A 14533-nucleotide genomic window follows, 5' to 3' on the forward strand; every position below is an offset into this window, starting at 1 on the left:
GAACCACTCCGCCAATGCACGTCAGTATCGTGGGCAGCGGCTACGTCGGGACGACCGTCGCCGCCTGTCTCGCCGACCTGGGGCACGACGTGACGAACGTCGACGTCGACGAGGACGTCGTCGCGACCATCAACGACGGCGACACGCCGATCCACGAACCCGGCCTGGACGAACTGATCGGCGAACACGCCGGCGACCGACTCCGGGCGACGACCGACTACGACGCCGTCCGCGAGACGGACGTGACGTTCCTCGCGCTCCCGACCCCCTCCGAGGACGACGGCGCGATCGACCTCACCTACATGGAGGCCGGCGCCGCCTCGCTCGGCGAGGCACTCGCCGAGAAAGACGGCGACCACCTCGTCGTCGTCAAGAGCACCGTCGTTCCCGGCTCGACCGAGGACGTCGTCGCGCCGGCCATCGAGGAGACCTCCGGAAAGACCGCCGGCGAGGGCTTCCACGTGGCGATGAACCCCGAGTTCCTCCGGATGGGGACCGCCGTCGAGGACTTTCTCGATCCCCAGAAGATCGTCTTCGGCGCCCGCGAGGCGGACGCCTACGAGACGCTGGGCGAACTGTTCGATCCGCTCGTCGAGTCGACCGACGCCGCCGTCGTCGAGACCGGGATCCGCGAGGCCGAGATGATCAAGTACGCCAACAACGGCTTCCTCGCCGCGAAGGTTTCGCTCATCAACGACATCGGTAACATCTGCAAGGAGTTCGACGTCGACGCCTACGAGGTCGCCGACGCCATCGCCCTGGACGACCGCATCGGCGGGAAGTTCCTGCGGTCCGGTCTCGGGTGGGGTGGTTCATGTTTCCCAAAAGACACGAACGCGATCATCGCGGCCGCTCAGGAGGCCGGCTATGAGCCGCCCGTGCTGGAGGCCGCCGTCGAGGTGAACGACGGTCAGCCCGAGCGCCTGCTCTCGCTGCTCGACGACCACGCCGACGTGGCCGGCAAGCGCGTCGCCGTACTCGGCCTGTCGTTCAAGCCGGGGACCGACGACGTGCGCGGGACGCGCGCCGTCCCGGTCATCGAAGGCCTCCAGGCGCGCGGCGCGGACGTAGTCGCCTACGACCCCGTCGCGACCGAGAGCTTCGACGAGTACTACGAGGACGTCGAGGTCGAGTACGCCGATTCGGCGGCCGAGGCGCTCGACGGCGCCCACGCGGCGGTCGCGGTCACCGACTGGGACGAGTTCGCGGCGCTCGATACGGAGTTCGACGCGATGGCGAACCCGGTCGTGGTCGACGGCCGCCACATCGTCGAGCGCCGCGAGGGGATCACCTACGAAGGGCTGACGTGGTGACGGGCCCCAGAGCGCGCGGCCCACCTCCTCGCTGACTGCTACCGATGCCCACTCGCGTTCCGTTTCGGACCGCCGTCTCGGGTACCGTTACGTTCCACGTCCGGTTCCCACCGGCGAGTTCGTACTCCCCGGGATAGGGAACGACGAGTTCGTACTCGCCGTGCGTGCCCGTCGTTGCCTGCTGCCGGTACAGGAACGTCTCGTTCGGTATCTCCACCGTCGTACGCGCTTCGACGGTCACGTTCGCGGGCGCGGTGCCCGCGACCGTCGCCCCGGGGACGAGCGTGAAGACCTTCTTCCGCGTCGACGAGGACGCGTATACCGCCCGGTAGTGCGAGACGGCCTTGTAACCCCCCTTCTCCCACCGGCTTCCGTACGTTACGTACAGGTGCTGCTGGATAGTACCGGCGCGGCGAGGCAGCGGTTCGATGACGACGAATCCCGTGTCGTTCTGCAATCGGTCGTACCACGCCGCGCTCGCCGCCGAGTCGTTGTAGATGAATCTCGAGTAGTTGTGGTACGCCTGCGAATAGTTCTGGGAGACGCCGCTGACGAAGTAGTTGTACACCCGGTTGGTACTCCACCGGCTGAAGACGTAGTCGTTCGGCCAGGTCCACCCCCGTTCCTCGCCGTACCCGTCCATCCAGGTCGCCGTGTGATAGGTCTCGTCCTCGATGACACCGCCCTCGACCTCGCCCGGGAGGTAGAACCCGCTGACGCCGACGACCAGCGCGACGACGAGGAGCGTAGTGACGCCCGACCGGACGGTCCGCGAGTCGGGATCGACCCACCGGGCTCCACCGGCGTGTGACCGGCTCTCGCGACTCTGCCGGTTCTCGCCGCCGGCATTCCGGTCGGTATCGCCTCGGGCGCGCTGGACCGGAGTGGGGAGTGCCGTCAGGTCGGCCCGCGCGAGGATCCAGACGACGCCGATTCCGGAGAACACGACGAGGAGCGTCGCGAGGTGTGCGGCAAAGCGGATCTGTAGCGCGGTCAGGAAGAGCAACCACCAGCCGAAGGCGCTCAGCGCCAGCCACTGGCGGTCGCCCGCGGCCGCGCGGCGCAGCCCCCAGACCATGACGGGCACTCCCAGCAGGACGAACGGCCCGAGCAGTTCCAGCCCGAGCGCGGTGTCGAGCGCGAACGTCGGCTCCTTCTCCCCGATGCTCGACCGGAAGAGGAGGAAGCTCAGCCCCCCGAGCAGTCGCGTAACGGTGCCGGGGACGACCAGGAAGAGGACGAGCAGTCCGACCAGCGGGCCCCCGACTTCGAGGCCGAGCAGCGTCTCGACGCCCAGTTCTCGATCTCGAACGATTTCACCGGCGGTCGCCAGACCCACACCGCCGACGAGCAACAGCGTCGGCACGACGGCGACGTCGATGGAGTGCCACCCCAGCGCCAGGTGGCAGCCCAGCGTGAGCGCGGCGGCGATTCCGATGGCGAGCAGGACCGGTGCGTTCTCCCGCAGCGGGGACCGTTCAGCCACGACGTCGAGCGGGACTTTCACCGCGAAGTAGCCCGCGAGCGCGAGCAGAATGAGCGGACTCCCTTCCCAGGCGAGCGTCTGTCCCGCGACGGCGACCCCCAGCGCGCCGGCGGCCCACGTCACCGGTCGCGCGAACGGGTCCTCCGGGTCGAGCGCCACGACCCAGAGCAGCGAGGCGACGGTCGCCATCAGCCAGACGTAGTCGAACGCGTGGTGGTCACCGAACCCGAGCGACGTCCGGAAGGCGAACCCCGGGACCAGCGCGAGCGAGACGGCCGCCACGAGTCCGACCCGACGGTCTTCCATGATCCGTGCGCAGACGAGGTATACGAGCCCGGCGGTGAGCAGTGCAGCCACGACGGGATACCACGCGAGAACGATTCCGGCCGCCGTCTCGTCGCCGCCGAGAAGACTGGCCCCCATCCACAGCGTCGCGAGGTAGAACGGTTCGCCGCGTCCAGCGAGAATCGGCCCGTCCCGTCCCGGTACTCCCTCTAATTGGGTCAGCGTGGTCAGATCAAATGGGCCGCCAGAGACGGCGAGCAGCCGCTCCAGTGCAAAACGATAGTAGTACGGATCGTTCGCCGTCAGCACGATATCTCGGCCGCGAAACACGCCGGGGTAGATGTAGGCCCGCGTCCACACGAACAGCGCGACGATAGCGAGCGCGAGTGCGACGGCCGGCAACCGACCGGTCGAGACCTCGTTCGGATCGGTGTCCTCAATGAACCTGTGCCACGGTCTCGCGGGCGAGGACTCGGTCGCGTCGCCGCTCGCTGCCCGCCCGTTCCCGACCGCTCGCCTGACAGCGTCGGGATCGGTGAGGCGATACCCGCCTCCGGTTTCCTCGACGACTCCTCGATCGACGAACCGCCCGAACCGTCCCGTGTCTACGGGGACGTCCTCGAACGCCCACGTGTCGGACGCGTCGTCCACTTCGAGGACGGCCGCCAGCGCGGCCCGCTGGTCGGGATCGTCTGTGAACTCGTCGAGAGCCCCTCCGTCGGTCATCTGTAGACCGAATCGGATGGAGGGGAAAAGCCGTTCCGGTCACGGACTCCGGTGGACGGGTCGGCTCTCGCGCTCGCTCCCGTTCTCCTCTCGCTTCCGGTCGACGGCGAACACGACGCCGGCGACGGCGACGGCGAGGACGAGGACCCGCGGATCGGAGGTGACGTAGAGGCTCGGCGTCGGTGGCCGCCACCAGGTGAACGGATAGAGCCACGGGCCGGCGCGGCCGTCGGCGTAGACCCGGAGGCCGTCGAGAACGAGCGAGATGACGCCGCCGGCGACCAGGGAGACGTAGGCGCGCCGCCAGTGTCGACGGGCGAACGCGAGCGTTATCGCCGCGGCGATCAGTAACACGCCGCCCAGTGTGCTGACGGGAGCGTAGCTGAACGGAGCTCCGAGGACCCCCTCGACGACAGCCGAGTCGAGGACGAGTTCAGTCTTGACCAGATCCGGGATCGCACCGCCCCCCATCCCGACGGCGACCCAGCGCGGCGTGATCGCCTCGATCCGCCAGCCCACCACCGTGAGCAGGACGTACACTGCGAGGACGTGGGTCAGTAGATCAGCCATCCGTCTTCACCTCGGTGTCTCCGTCGGTTCTCATTCCTCCTTCAGGACTGGCCGCTTTCGCTCTCGTCTCGAAGGCGAGCGCCTCGGGATCGAACCGCCACCGCCTGAAGAACAACGCGAGGACGAGGACCGCGCCGACGGAGGAGACCGCGTACTTGTAGAGCTTCGACCCGCCGGCCGGGTTGACGACCTCGACGTTCGCGGCGGCGATGGTGTGGCCCGTCTGAAGCGTCCCGTGGATCTGCACGACTCCGCCGGGCTGGACGCGCTCGGTGAATCCCTCCACGGTCATCTCGAAGTCTCCCCGGTCGGACTCGACGGTGATCGTCGCGCGGTCGGCACTCGTGTCGACGTGCTGTACGATTCCGGTGACGAATGCCTCCTCGCCGACGTGGGACTCGTAGTCGGTCGCGAGGTCCTCGTTCTCCGGATACGGATCGTGGCCGCCTTCCGCCGCGTCGTAGTGGACGCCGAGACCGACCACCGCACCGAGGAGCGCGACGACGCCGACGACTCGTACCAGCGGATGCACGCCCCGGAGTGAGCGGCCCGCCGAAATAACGGTTTCGCGCTCGCGTCGGCTTCGACGGAGGTTTATCCCGATCGCTCGTCGGATCGTCCATGCGCCAGTTCATCGTCCTCGGGCACGAGGCGCCGACGACCGACGACTTCGCGCTCGACGACATCGCCGGCGGCGCCGGCCGCCTCGACGTCCTCTGTCGCTGCGTCACCTCCGCCTTCTTCCTCTCGCACGACATCCGCGAGGCCGTCCGCGTCCACCTCGTCCTGCGCGACGAGTTCACGGTGACCTTCGACGGCAGTCGGCTCCGGCGGCTCAATCCCGACGAGCGCTCGACGGCCGCGCTCGTCCGCAACGCCCTCGCGGAGCGCGAGGAGGCCATCGGCCACCAGCCCGTCGAGACCTCGCCCGGCGTCTCGCTCACCCGCCGCGGGTTCGAGCCGACGCTCGACGACGCAGCCCGGAACGGCACCGTCGTCCAACTCCACGAGGACGGCGACCCCGTCGTCGACGTCGAACCGCCGGAGGATCCCGTGTTCGTGCTCTCGGACCACCGCGACTTCGCGGAGCGCGAGGCCGACCTACTGGCCGAGACTGCCGACGAGCGGGTCCGTCTGGGCCCAGAGGCGTTGCACGCCGACCACGCGATCACGGTAGCGCACAACTACCTCGACACCCACGGGTTCGAGCGGTACTGACCGCCGGTTCGACACCCGTTCGCACTGCGGTCGGGCGATGACCGCGGTTCGGAAGGATTAAAACCGGCCAGTGTCTTCGTTCACTTGCTACCAGCACGGGCCGGTGGGGTAGCTTGGTATCCTTCGGCCTTCGGGTGGCCGTAACCGCGATTCGAATTCGCGCCGGCCCACTTCCCGCTGCCCCCATTTTGGTGCCGACTGTAATCGCTACACAGCGACGGGTTTCGCGTTGCTTTCGCGCCCGGTGTGGGGTCGATTTCAATCGTCGCGCAATTGGTGGTCTGTGCAGTCATGCGGTTTCCGTAGAGCCGACAGTGGCTGTCGCGCGAACTAATATAAAACCTCGCACCAGCACGACTGCTGTTTTGTACGCGCTAATTCGTGTCAGAAGCTACAACTGACTGTGTCTCTCCGTTGGTTCCATATATTCATCGTAGTCCTGCATCAGGGTCTGCATCTTCTTCACCAAGCTCGTGATTTCGTCCATCTGCTGCTCGGAGAGAGTCGGGGTGATATTCAGATCTTCTGGATTGAGCGTGTACGCACCATCCCGGTAGCGGACAAACAGTTTGCCATTCTGGATGTCTTCACCGAGGCAGGCTTTTCCCGACATCTCGACCTCAAGGGTGAATTTGAGGAGTGCCTGCATTTGTGGTGGTTCGAGGAGCACTCCATCCCAGGGATTCCGTGATTGGTTGTAGATCAGGTAGTCGCCATCGTCGTATTCTGCGACCAGTATGTTGCCTGTGATTGATTCCGTCCAGATGCGGTATGCTTCGTCGCTGTCTGCTTGTTGGTAGGACATCCGAGTTTATACGCCCATATCTCGCTTAAAAGGGTTCGTCAAGACCTTTTAATAACGACCAGCACAGCGCGTTTCACATGCAGTGCTATCCGTTCAGCGACTGTTGGAAGGCACGGTAGGCATTCCAGAGATGTTCGGGCGCTTCCGTCGGTGTGATTGTTCCCCTGTCTCTGTCGTAATCGATAATCGAGTTCATGGTCATCAAGTGGGTTTGGTAGAGCGCGACGTACACTCGTTCTCTCTGTTTCGAGGACAGTTCCTTCACCGAACAGTCGGCTTCGCGTGCGCCGACGTGTTCGGCTAGATCGGAAATCGTGACTGGGTCGTCTGCTGGCTGGTCGGCCAGATATTCGACGGCCCACCTGCGACGTGCACAAGACAGGATTTCGATTGCGTCACTGGGTTCGATGGGTGTGACGTGTGACTGTGACGTGTGACTGTGACGTTCGCGTGTGATGGCTTCTCGGAAGCGACTGAGCGGATTGCGGAGTGATTGCATTCTCATTGGTGTTTTTCTGGGGCGGGTGCCCGACGCACTACCCGACTACTGTCGGGCGCCCGCCCGGTCGGCTAGTACTCCTCAAGGTCTAGTGATAAAGGACAAGACCAGCTCACCTGCTCTCCAGGTTTATACGCGGGTGTCTCGTATCTTCAGGTAAGATGAACGATACTGCAATGCTCCCAGGCGATTGGAACCGGAACCCGGGCATGGCCATGCGCACTGCTCGGTACGCTTGTTTCGAGCACGAGTCTCTCTCGGGGATGATCGACGTGTGCCCACCCGCGAACAGCGAGGGGCTTTTCGATGTCACTGAAGATGTCTGGGCGATTGCCAAATTGTACACGAGTCACGACACGCTTGAGGGCGTGCAGTTCCGGACTCAGAAGGAAATCGAGAACCAGAAAGACCTGGCTATCGCCGTGCGTGAACTGGCGGATGTCTTCTACGACGATTTCTCCGATGGACTGGATGTCGGCGAGCGCGAAGAACCCAGTCCCGGATTAACAGTACTGGACGACTGGCCGGAAGACGCGGAGCACAAGACGCTCGACGAGTTCTGACTCCTGGTGTTACTGGGGGACTGAGGCAGAATACCACAGCCAGTCGTTTTCGTTCTTCTCACGCGTGAGTTCCACACCATCGAGAGCTTCGATGTCATCGACGACTGCCTGTTTCGCCTCCTTGTATGCTCGGACACCGACCCAGAACCGGACTCCATCATCCTTGACGTCGTAGTCCTCTACTGCCGGATTTTCGTCGAGGATGTCGGTCAACTCGTTTAGTGTCATGCTGGGGATGGAGAGTCGAGTACAATAGTTCTGTTCAGCAGGGAAGTTAGCGAGTCGGTGACGAAGTGTTCTGGTAGTAGTTTTTGAGAGTGGCTTCGGCATCGAAGAGACCAGTTCCCATTAGTTCGCCGCGTCCATTGCCGGTCAGTCTGTATCTCGTTGTGGGATCTCGGTCATTGGTTTGCTCTACGATGTTCACGTCGACGAGATGTTGCAGATGTTCCTGAATCTCTTCTTGCTCCAGACGGGGGTTCATCTCGTCAAGCTGGATAATCGATGGTGACTCGTTCGGGTGGGCGAGGATTCCTTGGAGCATTGTGAACTGTGTTTTCGGGATCTGGGCCATGTGTTGTCGTTGGTGTGTTCGGGGTTAGTTCTTCTCGTGGTTCCCGACGCACCTGGGATTATTGCCGGTCGGAGCGTATTGCTGAGTAATGATCGATGGTGCCCCTGAGATACGGGAAGCTCTTGTTGAGTTGGCCGAGGGGAGTATCGCGTCGCAAGAGACGATTGAGGAATTGCTAGATGTGGATGCGATTAGGGAGGAGCACGGGAAGAGTACTGAGGAAATTCTGCGTCGGCACGTCTCCAGCGTCGAGCAAACGGAACGGATGTTCGGTCATCACCGCGGCGACGATTGATTCGGCATCGGAACAAATCGATAGCGGGGTATCCCGCTCTCGCTGACTCTCATTTTACTTAAAAAACGAGTGGTACTCTGGTATACCAACTGTCCAGACTGGATTCATAAGTGGGTTAGGCCGTGTGTTGCTCGACGAGTTCTTCTGGGTTCAGTCGGTCTGTGTCCCAGGTCACTTCAACGGAGAATTCAACGTTGAAGGGATGCTGGTACCCTTGGACGTGGTCGCCGACAATCGGGTGTGTTGCCGATAGTGCATCGTGCAGGATGCTTCTCTCGGTGCGATTGAGCTCCGGTGCACCGTGGTACTCGATTGTGGTGGTGGGTGCAGTGAAGTGCATCCGATTTTCGCCTCCGATCACGGCAAGACCGCCGTCGATGACGCCGTCAAGCCACCATTCGCCGATGCTCATCTGCCGTTTTTCGATGGCATCGATAGTTTGGTCGGTGTTTGCTGTCCAGTGTTCGGCGGTTTCGAGGATTTCCCGGGCGGCATCGAGATCGAGTTCTTCGTGTTCGACCGATGGGTTCCCGGCGGTGATGTAGTGGATTGTGCGTTCTGGGCCCAGCTGGTTCGTGTGTGTCTCGATGAGTAGCCATACTCCGTGTTTGCGGTGCAGGTTGTAGGTGATTGGGAGGCTGTTGCGTCCCCATTTGGCGACTCGGGTGTTATGGTCGATGCCGATGGCATCGAGTGCATCTTCGCTGGTTTTGACTTTGTCACCGGTTTGCTTGCATTGATTCAGTGTTTCGATAGCTTCTTCTGATGCGGAGGATTGATTTGTTTCTGTCATATTGTATTTGTATCTATTCCCCACGTTGATTTAAGGTTGTGAGGTAAAGATCGATTATTCACCCACATGTGTTCTTACCAAAGGTGGGGGTCTGGGTGAAATGCCCACCAGTCACTGATAAACCTCTGGGAACACCTAACCTGCTCACACTGAGGGGTGTCGGCGAGTGCTGGGTTAGTCGTCTTCTTCGTTGAGAAGGATTGCGTGTGCGATGATCCGGTCATCGAGATTTCGCGCAGCGGCAGAATCGAGTGGGATACTGATGGCGATCCGATTGTGATGTGTGACTGTGACGTGTGCGTGTGACTTGTCACTGTGAGGGTGCGAGATGAGCCTTGACCACTCACAACGAGGGGTGGCCCTGACTACTACTCCCTCTCGAATCACCTCCCGCTCGGTTCTGCTCAGTCGCCCGTGGAGTTTTGCCCTGTGCTGCTGAAGACGACGTATGCCGTTTAGTGCACGTTGGCATACTCTTCTCGACAATGCCGAGGAGCTACCGTCTGATGCAACATTATTCACGCCCCTGTCGCGCAAGCCCTTCCGTCTGACCGACGTTCAAGAACATCGGATTCTTATCCAGTATCGTGACGACGACAGCACCGTCCCACTCCAGCGTGACCAGTTTGAGACGCTGTTTCAGCGTGTGACAGACGCCCACGACGGCTTCGACCTTGACCGACTGCCACCGGACGCCGAACCATACGCGACTGTACTGAGTCTGCATCCCCGGTTTGAGCTTGACGACCGAGAGGGAACACTGACGGAGACAGAGACGCCGACAGGCTCACCGTTGGTTGACGCTCATGACGTAGACACCGAGACTGGCGAGCGAGAGGAGCCGAACATCCCTGTCTACGCCGACGCACTCCTGTTGATTGACGCGCTCGAACGTCACGATCCGACCGACCTGGAAGGCATGGAGACACCCGCGCTGGTCAATCTCTATACGCTTCTCTCGGATGTGCAACGGAACGCTAATGACCTCCGGCAAGACGTACGTGGCATACTGCTTGATCGACTCCACCACGACCAGCCCGTCAGCGGCCAGTACGGTTCTGTCCAACGCACGTCTCGGCGGAATCGCTCACTCAAAGACGAAGAGGAGGTTCTCGAAATGTTGGAAGACGCGGGTATCGACCGCGAGCGTGTGACGACCGTAGACGCTGGCAAGGTCGATGAAGCACTGGACGTCACCGAACTTGCTGAATCTGCTGTGTACGAGATTGAGGAGAGTGAATACGTCCGAAAGGCCGAGGTAGATGAGGAACAGAAAGCGTCTCGACTCCAAGGGCTAAAAGATCGGATTGCCGCCACGGACGAAGATACTGAAGAGCTTCAGCAGGAAATCGAGGAATTAGAAGCTCGGATTGACGATCTCACCAGCTTCGATCCCGGAACGTCGTTCCACACGAAATCTGGGGGTTGAACCAGCCAACCCACTTGCTCTAAACAAGGTGTTCTGGTGGTAGCCGTTAATAGCGTGTCATAGAAACAGTCACAGCCAGTTTGCCGCGGTGCAACCTGAGCATAAAGTGTTGATATGAGTATTATTATAGAAGAGGGTGTCATAGAATCCATCTCATACCGTGATGACGGTGCTTCCCGGATTGTCACCTCGTTCGTAGTTGGTGACGGCGACGACGAGTCGAACGCAGAGCGCAAGGAACACCTGCGCTCGGGCGTGGACGCGGCCTCGGGCGCGTAGCGTCCCGAGGCCGCAGTCCTTGACCGCATCGTTCGTTCGCTCGACCTGACTCCGGCGGTTGTACGTCTCGTCTAGGATCGACTGTTTGAGCTGAATCTCGTCACTGTGTTTCTCGATGCGGTCTTCGACTCTGTACTTGATATTGAGCGGATCGTCGGTGTTTCGCGGGTTGTACGGGGCGATTGGCACGACTCCTGCGGTCAGCAGGAGGTCGTGCCAGTCGAGCGTGTCGTAGGCGCTGTCACCGAGCATCCAGATCGGCTGGGCGACGGCGAGCGCGTCACGGGTGACGCGCATCGCCGTCTCTTCTGCGGCTTGTTTGCTCTCGGTGAACTCGGCTGCAATCGGGATCTTTGCGCCGGTTGAGACGATCGTACAGCCGTAGCCGTAATAGTACTCCTCAGCGGTTGGGTCGTAGTTCTTCGACGCATCTGGGTCGGATGGCATCGCTCGCACGTCCGTCGAATCGATTCGGTAGGTCATGTCGAGCAGGCCGCGGGCGGCGGCCTGCTCGACGAGGTGGTCGAAGACTTCGTCGACGACGTGTTCGAGGTCGGTGAGGAAGCGATCGACCGCGTCTCTTGAGGGCGGTCGATCGAAGCCACAGCTGAGCCAGACGACCGTGTTCTGGAGTTCTCGTGTGACCGGGCGAATGCCGTAGATGTCCTTGTAGTAGCAGTGGAGGAACGCTCGGAAGAGTTCTGGTGGGTGGTGGTCTCGTGTTCGCCCCCGGCGAGCGGGGGCGAACACGTCGAACTCGCTGAAAAAGTCGAACTCAAGATGCTCGAACAACGCGAGCGTCTCGGTAGCCACGACATTGAAGAACTCGTCGATAGAACCCTCTTCTTGCAGGGTGCTGGCGCTCGTAGACACAGTTCCAACACCCTGCGTCCTCGTGTGTGAGGCTTTCTATGACACCCTCCCTCCTCCATGTAGTTGACGCCGGCGTAGATGTTGGCCATCGCCGGCGGGTCGATGCGCTTGTGCTCGTAGCCCTGGGCCATCGCCGTCGAGGTGCCGATCGGGATCTCCAGGCCCGCGGAGGCCTTCTGCTCGTAGAACGACGTGTGGTTCGCGCCGACGAGCATGGACATCACGAAGTCGGGGTCGGCGTCCTGGATGTTGTTGATGACCGAGCCGAAACTGGACTCGCTGAGCGGGATGAACTCGGGATCGGCGACGATCTCGGCGTCGTGTTCGTCGGCGAGTACCTCGACCCAGTCGGCCGACAGCTGGCCGAAGTTGTAGTCGGCGGCGATGACGTATATCTCCGGCCCGTACTCCTCGCGCAGGTACGGGAGGACGGCCCCGAGCTGCTGGCGGGCCGTCGGTCCCATCGCGAAGGTCGTCTTGTCGCAGACGCCGCCCTCGTACTGGGTCGTGTAGAAGTACAGCTGTTCGTGGCGGTTGATGATCGGCCGGATCGCCTCGCGGGTCGCCGAGGAGTAGCCCGCCCAGAGGGCGTCGACGTTCTCCTCGTTGATGAACTGCCGAGTGAGTTCCTGGTAACGCTGGTTGTCCGATTGAGGGTCACGCGTCACCGGTTCGATCTGCTTGCCGTCGATGCCGCCGTCGTTGTTGATCTCCTGGATGGCGAGCATCGACGCCCGGTACTTCGGCGTGCCGTTCAGCGCGAAGTTGCCCGACTGGTCCTCCAGTACGCCGATCTTGATCGTGTCCGAACTGCTCGCGGTATCGGTCGTCGCGCCCCCGGTCTCCGAACAGCCGGCCAGCCCGGTGACCGTCGCCGCCCCGGCGGCGGTCACGAACTGCCGGCGACTGATCCCGTCGCCGCTCATTCGCCCGCACCCCCGAAGTTACGATCGTTTCCAAACTCGGCCGCGACCACATTATTTCCGCCACTGTACCGGAATATACCCGCACGAGCGTCCATCATATTCGTACGTACCTTCGATTTCGCAGATACCAAATAAGGGTTTGCACTCGCGTATTATAGATGTCCAATACCCTTGCCTTGGATATTAGGATATGTTAGGACAGGGCGAAATTAGTTGATATTCGAATAGCATACAGCAGAATATTTTGAACGTGGCGTTTTCCGGATACCCGCGGAGATCGAGACGGGATCGCAGTCGCGAAGCGGTCCGCGGCCGGAAGTGACAATGAACGGACGATCAGAACGAACGGACAGATTCGATCTGACGGAGATCCGGGCGATCACTCGTCGACGACGACGACCTTCACCTGCTGGACGCCCCCGATGGCCCGCAGGCGGTTGGCGAGTTCGGTGATGTCGCCGGCCGAGCCCTCGACGACGAGCGTCTCCATGCACGTGTCGTGGGAGAGGTGGATGTGCTGGACCGAGGTGATCGCCTCGGCCATCTCGTGCTGGACGGTCTGGAGTTCGTCGGCGATGCCGTCGACGTGGTGGTCGTGGACGATCACGATCGTGCCGTGGTGGCGGGCGTCGCCGCCGCGTTCCCACTCGTAGTCGGCGAAGAAGTCCCGCAGCGAGTCGCGGATCGCCTCCGACCGGCTGTCGTACTCCCAGTCGTCGACGATGCCGTCGAGGCGCTCGACCATCGACGACGGGAGCGTCAGGCTGATGCGGTCGATGTCGTCTCCCATGCCCCCGGCTACGACAGACCGCGTAATATGACTGGCCACCCGCCGTCGCGGCGCGCGAAGTGCGAGCCCGCCGCCCGGACCGCACCGAGTAATACTGCACGATGAGAAAATATTATCCGTCGCGGCGGGGAGCGGACACGTATGCACATCCCGGACGGATACGTCGACCTGCCGCTCGCGCTGCTGTTCGGCGCGCTCTCGATCGCGGTCCTGAGCGTGGCCGCGCGGCGCGTCGGCGGCGAGATCTCGGACGCGCGGGCGCCGCTTCTCGGCGTCGTCGCCGCGGGGATATTCGCCGCGCAGATGCTCGACTGGCCGATCCCCGGCGGGACGAGCGCTCACTTCGTCGGCGGCGCGTTCGCCGCGATCCTGCTCGGCCCCCACCTCGGCGCGCTCTGCGTGGCGACCGTCGTGACGATCCAGGCGCTCGTGTTCGGCGACGGCGGCCTCGTCGTCCTCGGCGCGAACGTGTTCAACATGGCCGTGGTCGAGGTGTACGTCGGCTACGCGGTCTACCGAGCCGTCGCCCCCTACGGCGAGTTCCGCGCCGCCTTCGCCGCCGGCTGGCTCGGCATCACCGCGGGCGCGCTCACCGCCGGCCTCCAGCTCGGCCTCTCCTCGGCGTTCCAGTACCAGATCCTCACCACGCTCGCGATCATGGGCGGCGGCCACCTCGTCCTCGGTCTCGTCGAGGGAGCGATCACCGCCGTCGTCTACCGCTACCTGGTCGACGCCCGGCCGGACCTGCGGCCCGCGACGACCCCGGAGGTGAGCGCCTGATGGCGCCGGAGTGGGCGCCCGAGTGGCTCCCGCGCGCGCTCGCCGCCCTGCTCGTCCTCGCGCTGCTCGCGCCGGTGTTCGGCTGGGCGGCGGAACAGGTCGGCTACGCCGAACCCCTCGAAAACGCCGCCGAGGCGACCGGCGCGACCGACCGCGCCGAGTCGGTCGGCGCCGCGCCGTTCCCGGACTACGGCGTCCCCGTGCTCGGGGGCGCCGCGGGCACGTTCGTCTCCGCGGTCGTCGGGACCGGACTGACGCTGCTGGTCGCGCTCGGTCTCGGCCGCCTGCTCGGGACCGACGCCGACGGGACGCGCTGACGCTCGATCCCG

17 protein-coding genes, 1 tRNA gene and 1 pseudogene are annotated in these 14533 nt (G+C 62.8%); 8 read left to right on the top strand and 11 right to left on the bottom strand.

What is annotated here, in order from left to right:
* Nucleotides 1-14: 14 nt before the first annotated feature.
* Nucleotides 15-1313 (top strand): UDP-glucose 6-dehydrogenase AglM, encoded by a 1299-nt coding sequence (aglM, locus tag PSC72_RS12235; protein ID WP_274321696.1) that lies wholly within the window; start codon nucleotides 15-17, stop codon nucleotides 1311-1313.
* Here aglM and PSC72_RS12240 read toward each other — a convergent pair.
* From PSC72_RS12240 to PSC72_RS12250, 3 genes are read right to left on the bottom strand one after another with little or no spacing between them, the layout of a single operon-like run.
* Nucleotides 1288-3810, bottom strand: coding sequence for an STT3 domain-containing protein (locus PSC72_RS12240; protein WP_274321697.1), 2523 nt, complete (start codon nucleotides 3808-3810; stop codon nucleotides 1288-1290). The genes aglM and PSC72_RS12240 overlap by 26 nt on opposite strands.
* Nucleotides 3811-3849: 39 nt before the next feature.
* Nucleotides 3850-4380: a metal-dependent hydrolase gene (locus PSC72_RS12245; RefSeq protein WP_274321698.1), complete on the bottom strand. Its 531-nt coding sequence runs from the start codon at nucleotides 4378-4380 to the stop codon at nucleotides 3850-3852.
* Nucleotides 4373-4912: a hypothetical protein gene (locus PSC72_RS12250; protein ID WP_274321699.1), complete on the bottom strand. Its 540-nt coding sequence runs from the start codon at nucleotides 4910-4912 to the stop codon at nucleotides 4373-4375. Before PSC72_RS12250 ends, PSC72_RS12245 begins: the two co-directional genes overlap by 8 nt.
* A gap of 89 nt (nucleotides 4913-5001) precedes the next feature.
* Between PSC72_RS12250 and trmY the strand changes: the two genes are divergently transcribed.
* Together trmY and PSC72_RS12260 are read left to right on the top strand one after the other, a co-directional pair.
* The gene (trmY, locus tag PSC72_RS12255; protein WP_274321700.1) at nucleotides 5002-5598 is read left to right on the top strand and encodes a tRNA (pseudouridine(54)-N(1))-methyltransferase TrmY; all 597 of its coding nucleotides are present in this window, start codon (nucleotides 5002-5004) and stop codon (nucleotides 5596-5598) included.
* 97 nt (nucleotides 5599-5695) lie between these two features.
* Nucleotides 5696-5768 (top strand) — tRNA-Pro (locus tag PSC72_RS12260).
* A 221-nt stretch (nucleotides 5769-5989) separates the two neighbouring features.
* Here PSC72_RS12260 and PSC72_RS12265 read toward each other — a convergent pair.
* Together PSC72_RS12265 and PSC72_RS25730 are read right to left on the bottom strand one after the other, a co-directional pair.
* A complete protein-coding gene (locus PSC72_RS12265) occupies nucleotides 5990-6403 on the bottom strand; it encodes a hypothetical protein (protein WP_274321701.1) in 414 nt (137 codons plus the stop codon).
* Between the two features lie 85 nt (nucleotides 6404-6488).
* Nucleotides 6489-6908 (bottom strand): DUF7344 domain-containing protein, encoded by a 420-nt coding sequence (locus tag PSC72_RS25730; protein ID WP_456071263.1) that lies wholly within the window; start codon nucleotides 6906-6908, stop codon nucleotides 6489-6491.
* 155 nt (nucleotides 6909-7063) lie between these two features.
* Here PSC72_RS25730 and PSC72_RS12270 point away from each other — a divergent pair, with 155 nt between their 5' ends.
* On the top strand, nucleotides 7064-7465 hold the full coding sequence (locus PSC72_RS12270; protein WP_274321702.1) for a hypothetical protein: 402 nt from the start codon (nucleotides 7064-7066) through the stop codon (nucleotides 7463-7465).
* A 9-nt stretch (nucleotides 7466-7474) separates the two neighbouring features.
* Here PSC72_RS12270 and PSC72_RS12275 read toward each other — a convergent pair whose 3' ends face one another.
* A complete protein-coding gene (locus PSC72_RS12275; RefSeq protein ID WP_274321703.1) occupies nucleotides 7475-7693 on the bottom strand; it encodes a hypothetical protein in 219 nt (72 codons plus the stop codon).
* Between the two features lie 46 nt (nucleotides 7694-7739).
* A complete protein-coding gene (locus tag PSC72_RS12280) occupies nucleotides 7740-8039 on the bottom strand; it encodes a hypothetical protein (RefSeq protein ID WP_274321704.1) in 300 nt (99 codons plus the stop codon).
* A gap of 88 nt (nucleotides 8040-8127) precedes the next feature.
* Between PSC72_RS12280 and PSC72_RS12285 the strand changes: the two genes are divergently transcribed.
* On the top strand, nucleotides 8128-8334 hold the full coding sequence (locus tag PSC72_RS12285) for a hypothetical protein (protein WP_274321705.1): 207 nt from the start codon (nucleotides 8128-8130) through the stop codon (nucleotides 8332-8334).
* 115 nt (nucleotides 8335-8449) lie between these two features.
* Here PSC72_RS12285 and PSC72_RS12290 read toward each other — a convergent pair whose 3' ends face one another.
* The gene (locus PSC72_RS12290; protein WP_274321706.1) at nucleotides 8450-9127 is read right to left on the bottom strand and encodes a hypothetical protein; all 678 of its coding nucleotides are present in this window, start codon (nucleotides 9125-9127) and stop codon (nucleotides 8450-8452) included.
* A 448-nt stretch (nucleotides 9128-9575) separates the two neighbouring features.
* Here PSC72_RS12290 and PSC72_RS12295 point away from each other — a divergent pair, with 448 nt between their 5' ends.
* Nucleotides 9576-10556 carry a hypothetical protein gene (locus tag PSC72_RS12295; RefSeq protein WP_274321707.1) on the top strand — a complete coding sequence of 327 codons (981 nt, stop codon included), beginning with the start codon at nucleotides 9576-9578 and terminating at the stop codon, nucleotides 10554-10556.
* Between the two features lie 153 nt (nucleotides 10557-10709).
* On the opposite strand, the gene PSC72_RS12300 is transcribed toward PSC72_RS12295, so the two are convergent.
* The 3 genes and pseudogenes from PSC72_RS12300 to nikR all read right to left on the bottom strand — a co-directional run bounded on the left by PSC72_RS12300 (nucleotide 10710) and on the right by nikR (nucleotide 13424).
* Nucleotides 10710-11708, bottom strand: a complete 999-nt coding sequence (locus PSC72_RS12300) for a transposase (protein ID WP_274321708.1) — start codon at nucleotides 11706-11708, stop codon at nucleotides 10710-10712.
* Between the two features lie 50 nt (nucleotides 11709-11758).
* A pseudogene (locus PSC72_RS12305) lies at nucleotides 11759-12634 on the bottom strand (ABC transporter substrate-binding protein); the annotation flags it as partial.
* 379 nt (nucleotides 12635-13013) lie between these two features.
* Entirely contained in the window at nucleotides 13014-13424 is a 411-nt protein-coding gene (nikR, locus tag PSC72_RS12310; RefSeq protein WP_274321709.1) for a nickel-responsive transcriptional regulator NikR, read from the bottom strand.
* 141 nt (nucleotides 13425-13565) lie between these two features.
* On the opposite strand from nikR, the gene PSC72_RS12315 reads away from it, so the two are divergent.
* On the top strand, nucleotides 13566-14204 hold the full coding sequence (locus PSC72_RS12315; protein WP_274321710.1) for an energy-coupling factor ABC transporter permease: 639 nt from the start codon (nucleotides 13566-13568) through the stop codon (nucleotides 14202-14204).
* Nucleotides 14204-14521 (top strand): PDGLE domain-containing protein, encoded by a 318-nt coding sequence (locus tag PSC72_RS12320; RefSeq protein ID WP_274321711.1) that lies wholly within the window; start codon nucleotides 14204-14206, stop codon nucleotides 14519-14521. Before PSC72_RS12315 ends, PSC72_RS12320 begins: the two co-directional genes overlap by 1 nt.
* The last annotated feature ends 12 nt before the right edge of the window (nucleotides 14522-14533 follow it).

The organism is Halosimplex aquaticum (assembly GCF_028747785.1).
Taxonomy (GTDB): domain Archaea; phylum Halobacteriota; class Halobacteria; order Halobacteriales; family Haloarculaceae; genus Halosimplex; species Halosimplex aquaticum.